Genomic DNA, 13,198 nt, shown 5'->3' with positions numbered 1-13,198 from the left:
GTGCCCTCAGCCCGTCGGGGAGCCGTCGCGCGCGGCCGCGAGCCGGGTCACGGGCACGGCCTCCGGTTCCTGCCGGTCCCACTCCAGGGTGAGGGTGAGCGACCCCTCACCGGCGGTCTTGGCGAGGAAGACGCCCGCCTCCGCCGACAGCTTCAGTCCGAGTTCCAGCGTGATCCGGTCCGGTTGCCGCGGCAGGCCGGCCACCTTGCCGAGGACCGCGTGCGCCGCTTCCCGCACGCTCTCCAGTCCCCGCTCCAGCGTCTGCGTCGCCTCGGTCACCATCCCGCCGGGCCTGGACACCCTCACCACCGCCTGCGGCCCGTCGTCGACCTCGACCAGCACGGATCCGCCGCTCTCCAGTGGCACCCTGAGCAAATCAGGCATGACTCCCCCGTCCCGCCACGTAACGCGATGCAATGCGCGGAACTCTAGCGGCGGCACGGAGCGCCCGTGACCGGATCGCTCATTCGTGGTGCGGCCGGTCGGACAGCGGCCGGTCGGTGGCCCGTGCCGGGCCGGCCCGCGGGGTCCCGTCCCCCGTACGGGTGGCATCGCCGCCAGGACGTTCCCGGCGGCCCCGGGTGGGCCGTTGAGCGGGTGATCTGATCTTGCACGGCGGCCGTGCCGTCTGCCGAGGACTGGAGCTTGTGATGGGGATCGAGACGGGTGTCACGCCGGCGCGGGGCGCACACATCGCCGTGTTCAACGTGCCGATGGCCGGGCACGTGATGCCGACCCTGGGCGTGGTACGGGAGTTGGTGCAGCGCGGGCACCGGGTGAGGTACGCGGTGACGCCCGGGTTCGAGGGCCAGGTGCGTGCGGCCGGCGCCGAGCCCGTGCTGTACGAGGCACCGCCGCAGGGCGAGGCGCCGGAGGACATGGTCCTCGGCGTGACGCAGGTCCTGGGGGTGAACCTGGGCGCACTGCCCCGGCTGGAGGAGGCGTTCTCCGGGGACCGGCCGGACGTGGTGCTGCACGACGTGTACGCGTGGACCGGTCCGCTGCTGGCGGCGCGGTGGGGGGTGCCGGCGGTTCAGCTGGCTCCGACGCACATCCCGTACGAAGGGCTGGTGCAGGAGTTCTTCGGGCTGGCGGACATCTCCGCCATTCCCGGCTTTCCCCAACTCGCCGAAGCACTGGCCGACTTCGGCGTCCCCGGCGGGGTGCACACGCTGACGCTCGCGCCGCCCCGGTGCATCGCCTTCCTCACGAAGTCGTTCCAGCGGCGGGCGGAGACGGTGAAGGCGGGGCAGGCGCACTGGGTGGGCCCGGTGATCGGGGACCGGTCCTTCCAGGGGTCGTGGCACGCCCCGGCCGGTGCCGGCACGGTGGTGTACGTGTCGCTGGGCTCGCAGTTCAACCGGCGGCCGGAGTTCTACCGGACGTGTGTGGAGGCCCTCGCCGGCTCGGGCCGGCACGTCGTGCTGAGCGTCGGCGAGCAGGTCGCCGAGGCGGGACTCGGACCGGTGCCGGAGGGGGTGGAGGTCCACGCGGCCGTGCCGCAGATGGACGTCCTGTCGGCGGCCTCCGTGTTCGTGACGCACGGGGGCATGGGCAGTGTGATGGAGGCGCTGTCCCTGGGCGTACCGATGGTGGTGGTGCCGCAGATGGCGGAGCAGCGGGTCAACGCCGAGCAGGTCGAGCGGCTCGGGCTGGGGGTGCATCTGCCCCGGGAGCGCGCCACCGCCGAGGCGTTGCGGCAGGCGGTGCTCGCCGTCGGGTCGGACGAGCGCATGGCCGCCGCGGTGGCGGGGATGCGGCAGGAGGTGCGCGCCGCCGGGGGTGCGGAGGCCGCGGCGCAGGTGGTGGAGAAGGTGCTGGCCGACCGTCCGAACGCGGCGTGTTGAGCCGCGGGGTGCCGGGCGGGGGAAGGGGCGGCCGGCTGGGTGCGGTGGTCGCGGCCGCCGTGCTCGCCGGTCTGCCGGGCACGGCCCCCGGCGTGGCCGCGCCCGGCCCACCCGCCGGACCGGTGGCGGGCGGAGCGGCGCGGGCCGGCGCACCGCACGCGCTGGACGTCGTGGTGCGGAAGGCCACGGTGCCCGGTGCGGACGGGACGCGGTTGGCGGCGAGAGTGTACGAACCGGCCGCGCAGGGTCCCTTCCCGCTGGTCGTCGTGCCCGGGCCGTGGATCTCCCTGCCGCTGGACCACGTGACGCGTACGGGCTACTACCGGGCGCTCGCCGCGGCCGGTTACGTCGTGGTGGCCTACGACCCCCGGGGGTTCCGCGGGTCCGGCGGCACCGCGGATCTGGGCGGTCCCGCGGATGCGGCGGACCTGTCCCGTGCCGTGGACTGGGCGCTGGAGCACACCGCCGCCGACGCGCGGCGTATCGGTGCCCTCGGCGCCTCCTACGGTGCCGTGATCGCGCTGAACGGCGCCGCGCGGGACACGCGGATCCGTGCCGTGGTGTCGTTCTCCGGGTGGGCCCGGCTGTCCGACGGCTTCCGTGTCAACGGCACCCGCGTGACGGGTGTCCTGCGGTTCCAGGAACTCTTCGGGCGGGTGGACGGGCGGTACGGCCCGGACGTGGAGCGGGCGTTCGACCGGGCGGCGGCCGGGGAACTGGACGAGTCGGCGCCCTGGGTGCGCGAGCGGTCACCGCTCACGCACGTGGACGGCCTGAACCGCAACGGGACGGCGGTCCTCATGGTGGGCGAGTGGGACGATCCGCTCGTCCCCGCCGGAGGGACCGGCGCCCTTCTCGACCTGCTCACCGGCCCCCGGCAGCTGCGCATGTACCGGGGCGGCCACTCCGACAGCCACACCGCCGCCACGGGCGTGGTGGCCAGGCCCCCGGTCTGGGAGCGGGCGGCGGACTGGCTGGACCGGCATGTGCGGGACCGCGGCCGGAGGGCTCCGGGGCAGCGTTCGACACCGCCGGTCGTGCTGCAGCCGCGGACGGGCGGTCCCCTGGAGGAGTACGCCGGCTGGAGTGCCCTGCAGGAGGCGGCCCGGCCGGTACCGCTGGAGCCGGGGCCCGGGGCCGGAGCCCTGGTGGGCGGGCTCGCCTCGGCTGCCGAATCCGGTCCGTTCCCCCTTGCCGGCCCGCTGGACTCCGCCGGCGTACCCGCGGTGACGGCCTGGCCGCTGCTCGCTCCCCCGGCCGCGGTCGCCTCCCTCGGCGCGCCCCTGTCGGGGGCCGCCGCACTGCGCGGTCACGCCCTGCTGGACGGGGTGCTGGTGCCCGGCAGCGCCGACGGAACCGTCATCGGCCACCTCTACGACGTCGGTCCGCTGGGGTCGGCGCGGCTGCTGGCGCACGCACCGTACACCTTCCGCGGGCGGATCCCGGGTACGGCGCATCGGTTCACCCTGCGGCTGCCCGCCACCGCGTGGGACGTTCCCGCCGGGCACCGCCTGGGCGTGGTGTTCGACACCGTCGACCACCGTTACACCGGTGAGCACCCGGTCGGTGCCGTCATCGAGGTGGTGCCGTCGTCGTTGCGGCTGACCGCCCCGCTGACCGGCGTCCGCCGGCGGTGAGACGCTCCCGTGCCGTACGGCGCTCTCCAGGAGCACCGGACGGCACGGGACCTGTGCGGCGGCGGGTCAGGTGGTGGTCGGCGTCAGGGCCGAGGGGCTCGTCCCCGGCTCCTGCTGCGGTGCGGGGACATAGCGGCGCATCAGCACCCGGCCGGTGCACTGGGCGGGGATGAAGCAGGCTCCGGGCTCCCGGGTGACGTGGCGGGACGCGCGGTGCGGGTCCGTGAACGTCCCGTCCGCCGGCTCGCCCGGTACCGGGGGCGTCCCGACCGGGACAAGTCCGGCCGCGGCGCGCACGGCGACCGCCGCCCGCCGTTGGTACAGCAGGTAGCCGTCGGCGTTGGGGTGGAACCCGTCGGCGCAGTAGAGCAGTTCGGGCCGTTGCCGGAAGGCGTCCGTGGTCAGGGACACCACCACCGCCCCGGTTGACAGCGCCACGGCGGCCTGGCGGCGCGCCAGCACCCGGGACCGTGCGCTCGCCAGCCGCCGCACGCTGCGGCGCAGCGCCGGGGCCGCCCCGATGTCCGCGCACGAACCGACCACGACCTGCCATCCGGCGGTCCGCAACTGCCGTACGTAGCGGCCGAGGTGGGCTGCCGGGCGGCGCAGACCGGCCGGCAGCATCACGTCGTTGCCGCCGACCAGGACGACCGCCACGCCCCGGTCGGGTCGCAGCACGACCTCGCGGACCTGGCGGGCCATGCCCGCCGTGGTCACCCCCGCCCGGGCCGGCACCGTGAGCTCCACCGCGCACCCCAGGTGTGCCACCAGGTCGCCGGCCAGCCGGGCCCCGTTCGTCTCGTCGCGCTCGCGGACCCCCACCGTCACCGCGGAGGAATCGCCCAGGATCACCAGCGGCAGCGCGGGGCCGTCCGGGGGCCCGTAACGGCCGGCGGGTGAGGGGACTTCCCTGCCGTCCCACAACCGGCCCCGCACCACCAGCGACGCGTAGGCACGCACCATGGAGCGCAGCATCCTGCGCCGAACCGACCTCCACCAACACCTGGTGACACGCACCACGAGACTCCGTTCACGAGACCACGCACCAACACCCCTGACCGGGGGGCCTCCTCGCCCTTCGGGGCGGGGGCAGAGCGACGGCGGAGCACGACTGCCACGCCGGATATCCAGTGAACGATCAAGATCCGCCACAGGCACGCGCCGCGCGCACATTCCACACCCGCCGACGGGCCGAATGCCCGGCGCGCACCGGCAGTTGGGGCGCGTCGCGGCGCGGCGGTCAGCAGCCGTCCGGTGCGTCCGGCTCCCCGGTACACCGGCTGGACGGGCCGCCCGCGGGGCGGCGGACGGCCGGACGCCGGGGTCACGCCTCGTGCCGGGGCTCCGCCTTGCCGCGCAGGAAGATGACCGCCACCAGGGCGAGCCCCACCACGCCGCCGAGGAGCTGGGCGGCGATGAAGCCGGGGAGGGAAGCGGGGGCGATGCCGGCGAAGGTGTCGGTGAACGCCCGCCCGATGCTCACCGCGGGGTTGGCGAACGACGTCGACGAGGTGAACCAGTAGGCCGCACCGATGTACGAGGCGACCGCGACCGGCGCGAAGCGCAACCGGTCGGTCCGGGCGAGGCCGAAGATCAGCAGGATCAGCCCGGCCGTGGCGACGACCTCGCCGAGCAGCAGGTTCCCGGCGGACCGGTCATGGGAGGACCACTGGACCAGCGGGCGGCCGAACATCGCGTCGGCCAGCACGGCGCCCGCGATGGCACCGGCCACCTGGGCCGGGACGTACGCCGCCGCGTCGCGGGCGGTGACTCCCGCGCCGCCGCGGCGGGCGGTCCACCACTCGGCGAGGGTCACGACCGGGTTGAAGTGCGCACCCGAGACCGGGCCGAGCAGGGCGATCAGCACCCCGAGGCCGAAGACCGTGGCGGTGGAGTTGGCGAGCAGTTGCAGTGCCACGTCGTCCGTCAGCCCGGTCGCCTGGATCCCCGAGCCGACGACGACCGCCACCAGGGCGGCGGTGCCCACCAGCTCGGCCGTCGCCCGCGCGACCAGGGGCGCGCGGGGCGGGGTCGCGCCGGGGGCGGGCTGCGGCCCGGCGGATGCCGCGCCGGGCTCATCGGTGGTGGTCGCGGGTACGGCCTCGGCGGTGCTCAACGGGACTCCTCGGGCAGGGCTGGCGGCGGGGACGGGGCGCCCCGGTCAGGGGCAGGCGCGCTTGGTGTCGTTCTCCACGGTGGCGCGGGCCGTGGCGGCGAGCTCCGCGAAGGACCCTGCGAGGCCGTCGATGACGTCCGGCCGCAGTCGGTAGTAGGTGAAACGGCCGCAGGGCTCGGTCTCCACCACGCCCGCCTCGCGCAGCACCCGCAGATGGTTGGACAGGTTCGTCTGGCGGGCGCCGGTCTCCTCCACGAGGTGGGTGGTGCAGAGGGTCTCACGGGCCAGCAGGGTCACGATCCGGAGCCTCAGCGGGTCGGCGAGGACCCGGATCAGCTCAGTGTCGACTGACGTCATCATGTACTGATACTTTCACATCAGTGGTGGCTGACACCATCGCGCGCTGATGGCAGACATCCGCGCCGCCCGCGCTTCCCCGCTCCCCTCCCCCGCCGCTCCGAGCAAGAGAGACCTCGATGTCCGACAAGCCCTCCGTGCTGTTCGTCTGTGTCCACAACGCCGGCCGGTCCCAGATGGCCGCCGCCTGGCTGACCCACCTGGCCGGGGACCGTGTCGAGGTCCGCTCGGCCGGCTCCGCACCCGCCGAGCACGTGAACCCGGCGGCCGTCGAGGCCATGCGCGAGGTGGGCATCGACATGTCCGCCGAGACCCCGAAGATCCTCACCGTGGACGCCGTGAAGGCGTCCGACGTCTGCATCACCATGGGCTGCGGCGACACCTGCCCGGTCTTCCCGGGCAAGCGCTACCTGGACTGGAAGCTGGAGGACCCGGCCGGCCAGGGCGTCGAGGCGGTACGCCCCATCCGTGACGAGATCAGGAAGCTCGTCGAGGGGCTCATCCGGGAGATCGCCCCGGACGCCGCGTCGTGAGCGCCGGGCCGGAGGTGCGCGACGCCAGGGGCCGGGCAGGGCGTCCGGCCCGGATCAGGCACCCCGCCGGGATTCTGCGCCCGCCCGCGGTCCCGCGCCCGGCCCGCTCGGTCGAGCCCCGCCGGGTTGCCGGCGGGGCTGTTGGGAGCGTGGGGGCAACCGGCCGGAAGGCGGGCGGCTGCCCGGCTCAGCCGCCGATGGCCTCCACCTGCCCGCGGTGCAGGTCCGCGCGGGCGACGGGCAGCAGGGGCGCGGTCCGGCGGCTGCCGGGACGCCCGGCACCAGCGGTCATCGCGATCAGCTCGTCCACGCAGGCCAGTGGGTCCTCCTGGGCGGCGGTACGCCGCATCCGGTGTGCGGCGCTGCCATCCGCCAGCGCCCTGTCCGCGAGCTCCAGCACGGTCGGCCAGTCGCCGCACGCCTCCAGCTCGGCGCGCAGCCGGGTCAGCATGGTGCGGATCACCCGGGGCGCGGGCGCGGGCCGTCGGGACACCGGGTCGATCAAGTCACCTTCCAGGCCCGACCGCGCAGCCCGCCAGGTCGCCGCCCGCAGCCATTCGTGCCGGCCCCGGCAGCGGGGCGCGGGCTCGTTCGCCAGGCGTGCCCCTGCCCGCATCACCAGGGCCCGGAACAGAGCCGCGATCAGGACGGCGGTCTCGGCCCGGGGGACGGAGTCGCAGACCCGCAGCTCCAGCGTGGGCTGGTGGTCCGAGGGCCGGAGGTCGTAGTAGATCATCCCGGGGTCGTTCACCACACCGGAGTCGATGAGCTCGGTCACCGCCGCGTCATAGGCCGCGGCGTCCGGGAAGCAGCCCGCCGGGCCGGCGGTGGGCCAGCGCTGCCACAGCATGGTGCGCCAGCTCGCGTACCCGGTGTCCGACCCGTTCCAGAAGGGGGAACTGGCCGAGATCGCCAGGAGCGCCGGTATCCAGGGGCCGATCAGGCACATCATGCGGACGGCGGTGTCCCGGTCCGGTACGTCGGCATGGACGTGCAGGCCGCAGATGAGCTGCTCCTCGGCGACCCTGCCGTAGTCGGAGACCATCCTGCGGTAGCGGCCGCCCGGGGTCACCCGTGCCGCGCTCTCGTGGAGGAAGGGCACCGTGCCCGCCGCCACCACGGCCAGCCCGTGCCGGGACGCGGCGGCCTGCAGGTCGCTCCGTGACCTGCTCAGATCGGCCAGCAGGCCGTCGAGCGTCGCGTGCACCTCGCTGTTCGTTTCCACGGCGGACTGGAGGAGTTCCGTGGTGAAGCGCTTTTGCGGCAGGCCGCGGAGGACCGTACCGGCACGCGGAACGAGCTCTCCGGTTTCCACATCGAGTACGTGGAACTCTTCTTCCACCCCGACACGAACCGTCACGGGAACTCCTTGGAGGGTCAGTGTGCGGCGTCACCGCATCTCGGGCCATCGGGTGCCCCGGAAGATCCGGAACTACGCCTCGAAGCTTCACGTGAGTCACCACGCGCACACAGGGGCGGCGCGCCGGCGCGCGCCTCCGGGGAGACACGGCCCGGCCGGAGCCCGTGATCAGCCGTTGCGGTCGGGAGGGGGCATGGGCACACCGGCGAGGGGCGCCGTCCTGGAGCTCCACGGTGCGGGCCCGAGCCACTCGCAGAGCAGGATGGTGGCGTCGTCCTGGAGCTGCCCGTCGTGGTGCTCCAGGACCGCGCGGACGAGCCGGCGCAGGGTCTCGGGGACGGACAGGTCGTCGGCGTGGTGACGGACGAGGAAGTCCGTGAAGCGGTCGAGCCCGAATTCCTGGCCGCCGGGCGTCCGCGCCTCGGTGATGCCGTCGGTGTACAGGACGAGGCGGTCACCGGGCTCCAGTTGCTCCCGCCCGACGTGGGTGGGCAGGCCGAGGTCGGTGCCCATCGGGTGGCAGGGCCGGCAGTGCAGGTGGGTGGTCCAGCGCCCGCCGCGGATGACGAGCGGCGGGTGGTGGCCCCGGCTGACCCAGCTCAGCCGGCCGTTCGACGTGTCCAGGTCCGCCAGGATGCCGGTGACGTAGCGGCTGGGGCCGAACTGCTCGAGGAGAACCCGTTCGATGGCGTCGCCGAGTTCGGCGAGCCCCGTGCCCTGCCGGCGGTGATTGCGGCAGGCGCCCAGCGCGAGGTTGGCGGTCAGGCCCGCCGCGGTGTCGTGGCCCATGGCGTCGAAGACGGACAGGTGGACGAGGTCCGCGGCGGCGGCGTAGTCGAAGGCGTCCCCGCTGACCTGGTACGCCGGTTCCATCACCGCCCCGATGACCACCCGGCCGTCGGCGTACGTACGCGGCGGCATCAGCTGCCACTGCATCTCCGCGGCCACGTTCATGGGGCTCATCCGGGTCAGACGGGCGTAGGAGTCGCTCGTGTCCCGGCTGCCGGCCACCATCATGGCGACCAGCGCCGCCAGGGCGAGCATGTCCTGCACGGTGTGCTCGTCGTCCACGGCGGCCGCCAGGTGCAGGACCCCCAGTCGCTCGGTGCCGTCCAGCAGGGGGACCCACCGCTGGTGGGTGGCGCCCTCCCCGCCCGCCGGCAGGATGCGTCCGTACTGGTACGCCCGCCCGGCGACCGTCCCTTCGACGGTCAGCTCCTTCTCGTACGGCGCACCGCCCCGACCGGCGTCCGGGCCGCGCCCGGTCAGCAGCCGGAGGACGTCACGCTGGAGATCGCCGAGGTAGATCCGTACGTCGCTGAGCCCGGCGGCCCGCGCGTGTGCCGCGACGCGCGAGGGCAGCATCTCGAAGGGCGTCAGATGGCTCTCGGCCAGCAGTCCGGCGAGCATGCGCCGGGAGCCTTCGTCCCGGTCCGTCACGGCTCCTCTTTCCGTCGGCCGGCATGGGCGGTACGGCCCACCCCCAGTGTGCGCGGCCCCCGCACGTTCCGTCTGCCCCGCGTGGCCCGTTCGTTCCGCGCCGTCCCGCTGCCCGGCGCCGTACCTCCACTCGGCGCCATCCGTGCGCTCGGCGCCCCTCGTCTGCCCCGTTCCCGCAGGGCGCCGCGGTAGGACGGACGGCGGGCCGCCCGCGCCCGCGCGCGGTGGCGGGGGCCTCGCCGGTCCCGTCCGTCCTGTCGCGGTGGGCGTCAGCCCTGCCGGCCGCGCCCGGTCAGCATGTCGCGCAGGCGGTCCACCATGCCGGTGCCCGGCGCGAGGAGCTTGTTCGCCGGCGGGGTGTCCGGTGCGGACGGGTGCGGGCGGGTCGGTGCCGTCTTCTTGGCCGAGCGGACCTTCTCGCCCAGCTCGTCCAGGGCTCCGGGGGAACAGCACTCGGCCAGCAGGCCGAACAGCCGGTTCTCCTCGTCGGCGACGTGCGCGCCGACGGACGTCCGCAGCCGGGTGATCAGCGTGTCGAACCTGCCGTCGCCGGGCTCGCAGCCTTCGAGCTCCTTCAGCATGCGCTCGACCTCGCTGTGATCGGCGATCTCCTTGTCGGCGAGGTCGTCCCCCCCGTCGACGTACCGGCGCACCGTCGGGTACAGGTACTCCTCCTCCGCGACCGCGTGCCGGATGAGCTCCATGGTGAGCTGGTCCGCCAGCTCGCGCCGCCTCCCGTCGCCCGCCGGGAGCGCTTCGATCCGCGCGAAGAGCTCCTCCACCTCGCGGTGGTCCGCGGTCAGTTCCTGAATGACGTTTCCGCCGTGTCCCATGGTCCGCTCCTTGTCGTTCCTCGTTCGGGTGTGTGCGCGGGACCGGCCGTCTCCCTGTCCGTCCGCGGAGGCCGACCGCGTCTCGCGTGTGCCCGTCGGCCGTGGGCGCACACGCGCCGATCCGGCCGCGGGTGGGCGGCGGGGGCGGCCGACGGCGCTGCTCACGCCGGCGCACCCGACCGGAGCGGGCGCGGAGCGGTGAGCTGCCGATGCCGGGCCGGGCGCCGTCACGCGAGCGGCCGTCGGCGTCGTCCGGGTACGCACCACCACGTGCTCCTTCACACCGCACGCACGCCGTCGCCGGGCGGTACCGGCACTGGGCGCTGCTTCCGCACCCAGCACGGATACGTCCCACGCGACACGCCGACGGCCCCGCACCGGCGGCGCACTTCACTCCGGTGGCCGACGGCGGGCGGCGGCACCGGCCAGTCGCCGGTGCTCTGGTGCTCCGGTGGCTCACTCCTCGACGCCCGTGGCGCCGTGGGCCGCGCCGACGGGCTGGGATTCCGGGGATCCACGCTGCCTGAGGCAGATGGCGAAGAGGGCCATGGAGGCGCGGGCGCGAGCGCCGAGCACAGCCGCTCGTGCTCCCCGGTGCCCAGCGCCCGCTCGAAGCGGGTGACCTCCGCGGCGACCTCGTCACGCCGCTCGGAGAGCGTGCCGCACGCTCCGGCCGTGGCGAGGACCGCCGGCACCGTGGCCCCTGTGCCGTACCAGCGTCCTCGCATCCTGCCTCCCCGCGGCCCGGGCGGACACGAGCCCGGCCTGTCGGTCACGCGCCATGCGTCACGGCTCATGGGACATCCCCGCTCATGCCCCCGCAACCGGGGGACGACCACAGTCGCCGGCGCCCCGGCCGTGGGCGTACGAGAGCCGGTCGGCCCATCCCGGCGGGACCGTCGGCCCTGGCACGCGGGCTGCCGGAAGCGGAGTCTCGGACGTGGACGAGGGAGGTGGCAACGGCGACTTCCGCGGCCGGGCACGCATCGCCATCTCCCGGACCGGGGTGCCGGCCGGGCCGAAGGCACCTTCCGCGCCGGTGCGAACCCGGACCGTCCCTGTCGGTCGACCTTCCTGAGGGAGCCCTTCATGATCACCCGGACGATGCCGGACACCGCGACCGTCACCTCGTGGGTCGGCGACGCGGTCCTGGCCCCTTCCATGCACAACGCCCAGCCGTGGCGCTTCCGTTGGCAGCCCGACACCGGCACCCTGCTGCTGGACATGGACGCCTCGCGCGCCATGCCCCGTACCGATCCGGCCCGTCGTGGCCTGCACATCGGGTGCGGGGCCGCTCTGTTCACCCTGCGCGTGGCCGCGGCGCACGCCGGCTGGACGGCGCGCGTACGGCTGCTTCCGGACACCGCCGACACGCGGGTGCTGGCCGCGCTCACCTTCGTACGACCGGCCGGGCAGCCGGACCTGGACCCGCTGTACCCGGCGATCCGCCGGCGCCGGACGAACCGGGAGCCGTTCACCGGTGAGCCGGTGGCGCCGGAGCTGCGCGACGGCTTGTGCGCCGCCGCCCGGGCGGAGGGGGCCCACCTGTCCTTCCCGGGCGCGTGGCACCTCACCACGGTGCTGGAGCTGATCGCCTCCGCCGAGGCGGCGGAAGCGCTCTCGCCTGCCGTACGGGAGGAGATCACCCACTGGACGCCGACCGCAGGCGCGGAGGACCGTGCCGACGGCGTCCCGGCGTACGCCTTCGGACCGCGCCGGTACGACGGCCGGGCTCCCGTGCGCGACTTCGCCGCCGGTTCCGGCCCTGACGAACGCCCCGCGGCCGTCTTCGAACGCCTGCCGTCCCTGGCCGTCCTCGAAACGCCCGGCGACGCCCCGGCGGACTGGCTCCTGGCGGGGCAGGCGATGCAGCGGGTGCTGCTGGAGGCCAGCCTCGACGGGCTGGCCACCACGCTCAACTCCCAGGCCCTGGAATGGCCGGAGCTCCGGTGGGCGCTGCGCGACCCGCTGTCCTCCGCCGGCCATCCGCAGATGGTGATCCGCCTGGGCTACGGGCCGGACGTGCCGCCGACCCCACGCCGGCCCGTGAGCGAGGTACTGGAGGTCGCCTGAACGCGGGCGCGAGCGGTGTCCCGTCGCGCACGGTGCGCGGCGTGCTCGCCGCGGGGGGGGGGGGGGGGGGGGGGGGGGGGGGCGGCGGGCGCGCGCGGCCCCGCCCCCCCCCCCCCCCCCCCCCCCCCCCCCGCCCCCCCGCCCGCCCGCCCCCCCCCCCCCCCCCCCCCCCCCCCCCCCCCCCGCGGCCGGGCGTCCGGCGTCAGGCGTCGGGCGTCCGACGTCAGGCATCGGCGTCGGGCGTCAGGCGTCAGGCGTCAGGCGTCAGGCAGGGTGCCGGGGGCTCGGCTGGGCATCCGGCAGGGCGAGCCAGACCTCGGCGAGGGCGAGGCCGTGCTCGCGCGTCACCCCTCGCACGGACAGCCCGGCGTGACCTGACGCCCGTCGCGGGTCACGGCCCACGGACCGTCCTCGCCCCGCTCGGCCCTTCCGCCTGCCTGCTGTGCTCGGTCGGCATCATGCCCCGTCCGCCCCTCTCACCCCGGGCTCATCGCGATGCGCCCCCGCCCGCCGCCGGTACCCACCGGACGGCGACGGAGCGGGCGCAGGCGGGCCGGCCGCGACACGCCCGTGCTTCCTCCATTCACGGGACAGGCTTTCACCCAGATACCAGCCCGAGTGGTGAGCGGCGCGTACCTGGCTGACGGTAGCCACGTCGCCGCTGCGGTCCCACTAGCAGACAGCACGTCAGCTGACGCAGGCTGCGACGGAAGGATCTCTTCATGCGTTCTGCTCGCACTCTCCTCGCTGCAGTCACTGTCACAGCCGCCCTCACGATCACGGCCCCCAGCGCTTACGCCTTCAGCGCCGGCGACCGGGAGAAGGACGACCACTCCTACAGCAGCAACCACGAGTCCAAGAAGGACGAGGACAAGAAGGACGAGGACAAGTACGGCAAGGACCACGAGTCCAAGAAGGACGAAGACAAGTACGGCAAGGACAACCACGACAAGCCGCGCGGCGGCGTGCACACCGGCGGCGGCCTGTTCGCCACCGTCGGCG

Annotated in this window: 12 protein-coding genes and 1 pseudogene; 5 read left to right on the top strand and 8 right to left on the bottom strand. The window is 74.9% G+C overall.

Annotated elements, in window-relative coordinates; genetic code table 11:
* Positions 1 to 6: 6 nt before the first annotated feature.
* Entirely contained in the window at positions 7 to 384 is a 378-nt protein-coding gene (locus ACIA79_RS19665) for a CU044_2847 family protein (RefSeq protein ID WP_399429568.1), read from the bottom strand.
* Positions 385 to 650: 266 nt separating this feature from the next.
* On the opposite strand from ACIA79_RS19665, the gene ACIA79_RS19660 reads away from it, so the two are divergent.
* Both ACIA79_RS19660 and ACIA79_RS19655 read left to right on the top strand, forming a co-directional pair.
* Positions 651 to 1,847, top strand: coding sequence for a macrolide family glycosyltransferase (locus ACIA79_RS19660; protein ID WP_399429567.1), 1,197 nt, complete (start codon positions 651 to 653; stop codon positions 1,845 to 1,847).
* 8 nt (positions 1,848 to 1,855) lie between these two features.
* Positions 1,856 to 3,484 (top strand): alpha/beta fold hydrolase, encoded by a 1,629-nt coding sequence (locus tag ACIA79_RS19655; RefSeq protein ID WP_399429566.1) that lies wholly within the window; start codon positions 1,856 to 1,858, stop codon positions 3,482 to 3,484.
* Positions 3,485 to 3,550: 66 nt separating this feature from the next.
* On the opposite strand, the gene ACIA79_RS19650 is transcribed toward ACIA79_RS19655, so the two are convergent.
* The 3 genes from ACIA79_RS19650 to ACIA79_RS19640 all read right to left on the bottom strand — a co-directional run bounded on the left by ACIA79_RS19650 (position 3,551) and on the right by ACIA79_RS19640 (position 5,960).
* Positions 3,551 to 4,447: an SGNH/GDSL hydrolase family protein gene (locus ACIA79_RS19650; protein WP_399429565.1), complete on the bottom strand. Its 897-nt coding sequence runs from the start codon at positions 4,445 to 4,447 to the stop codon at positions 3,551 to 3,553.
* A 361-nt stretch (positions 4,448 to 4,808) separates the two neighbouring features.
* Entirely contained in the window at positions 4,809 to 5,600 is a 792-nt protein-coding gene (locus ACIA79_RS19645; protein WP_399429564.1) for an aquaporin, read from the bottom strand.
* 45 nt (positions 5,601 to 5,645) lie between these two features.
* The gene (locus tag ACIA79_RS19640) at positions 5,646 to 5,960 is read right to left on the bottom strand and encodes an ArsR/SmtB family transcription factor (protein ID WP_399429563.1); all 315 of its coding nucleotides are present in this window, start codon (positions 5,958 to 5,960) and stop codon (positions 5,646 to 5,648) included.
* A 116-nt stretch (positions 5,961 to 6,076) separates the two neighbouring features.
* On the opposite strand from ACIA79_RS19640, the gene ACIA79_RS19635 reads away from it, so the two are divergent.
* Positions 6,077 to 6,490 carry an arsenate reductase ArsC gene (locus tag ACIA79_RS19635; RefSeq protein ID WP_399429562.1) on the top strand — a complete coding sequence of 138 codons (414 nt, stop codon included), beginning with the start codon at positions 6,077 to 6,079 and terminating at the stop codon, positions 6,488 to 6,490.
* Positions 6,491 to 6,677: 187 nt separating this feature from the next.
* On the opposite strand, the gene ACIA79_RS19630 is transcribed toward ACIA79_RS19635, so the two are convergent.
* From ACIA79_RS19630 to ACIA79_RS19615, 4 genes are all read right to left on the bottom strand, one after another.
* Entirely contained in the window at positions 6,678 to 7,850 is a 1,173-nt protein-coding gene (locus ACIA79_RS19630) for a glutamate--cysteine ligase (RefSeq protein ID WP_399429561.1), read from the bottom strand.
* A gap of 168 nt (positions 7,851 to 8,018) precedes the next feature.
* Positions 8,019 to 9,260, bottom strand: a complete 1,242-nt coding sequence (locus ACIA79_RS19625; protein WP_399429653.1) for a PP2C family protein-serine/threonine phosphatase — start codon at positions 9,258 to 9,260, stop codon at positions 8,019 to 8,021.
* Positions 9,261 to 9,559: 299 nt separating this feature from the next.
* Positions 9,560 to 10,123 carry a hemerythrin domain-containing protein gene (locus ACIA79_RS19620; protein ID WP_399429560.1) on the bottom strand — a complete coding sequence of 188 codons (564 nt, stop codon included), beginning with the start codon at positions 10,121 to 10,123 and terminating at the stop codon, positions 9,560 to 9,562.
* Positions 10,124 to 10,579: 456 nt separating this feature from the next.
* Positions 10,580 to 10,672, bottom strand: coding sequence for a DUF6766 family protein (locus ACIA79_RS19615; RefSeq protein ID WP_399429652.1), 93 nt, complete (start codon positions 10,670 to 10,672; stop codon positions 10,580 to 10,582).
* A gap of 543 nt (positions 10,673 to 11,215) precedes the next feature.
* On the opposite strand from ACIA79_RS19615, the gene ACIA79_RS19610 reads away from it, so the two are divergent.
* Together ACIA79_RS19610 and ACIA79_RS19605 are read left to right on the top strand one after the other, a co-directional pair.
* On the top strand, positions 11,216 to 12,196 hold the full coding sequence (locus ACIA79_RS19610) for an Acg family FMN-binding oxidoreductase (RefSeq protein ID WP_399429651.1): 981 nt from the start codon (positions 11,216 to 11,218) through the stop codon (positions 12,194 to 12,196).
* Positions 12,197 to 12,918: 722 nt separating this feature from the next.
* Positions 12,919 to 13,198 (top strand): annotated as a pseudogene (locus ACIA79_RS19605) (hypothetical protein); the annotation flags it as partial.

The organism is Streptomyces sp. NPDC051310, from assembly GCF_044455245.1.
GTDB lineage: Bacteria > Actinomycetota > Actinomycetes > Streptomycetales > Streptomycetaceae > Streptomyces.
The sequence above is the reverse complement of the archived record's forward strand: the minus strand, read 5'-3'. Positions and strand labels throughout refer to the sequence as shown.

Bases quoted from the DNA above. Each gene is read 5' to 3' on its own strand.
- ACIA79_RS19640 (WP_399429563.1), bottom strand. From the start codon at position 5,960: ATGATGACGTCAGTCGACACTGAGCTGATCCGGGTCCTCGCCGACCCG.
- ACIA79_RS19620 (WP_399429560.1), bottom strand. From the start codon at position 10,123: ATGGGACACGGCGGAAACGTCATTCAGGAACTGACCGCGGACCACCGC.
- ACIA79_RS19665 (WP_399429568.1), bottom strand. From the start codon at position 384: ATGCCTGATTTGCTCAGGGTGCCACTGGAGAGCGGCGGATCCGTGCTG.
- ACIA79_RS19635 (WP_399429562.1), top strand. From the start codon at position 6,077: ATGTCCGACAAGCCCTCCGTGCTGTTCGTCTGTGTCCACAACGCCGGC.
- ACIA79_RS19660 (WP_399429567.1), top strand. From the start codon at position 651: ATGGGGATCGAGACGGGTGTCACGCCGGCGCGGGGCGCACACATCGCC.
- ACIA79_RS19615 (WP_399429652.1), bottom strand. From the start codon at position 10,672: ATGGCCCTCTTCGCCATCTGCCTCAGGCAGCGTGGATCCCCGGAATCC.
- ACIA79_RS19650 (WP_399429565.1), bottom strand. From the start codon at position 4,447: ATGGTGCGTGCCTACGCGTCGCTGGTGGTGCGGGGCCGGTTGTGGGAC.
- ACIA79_RS19625 (WP_399429653.1), bottom strand. From the start codon at position 9,260: ATGCTCGCCGGACTGCTGGCCGAGAGCCATCTGACGCCCTTCGAGATG.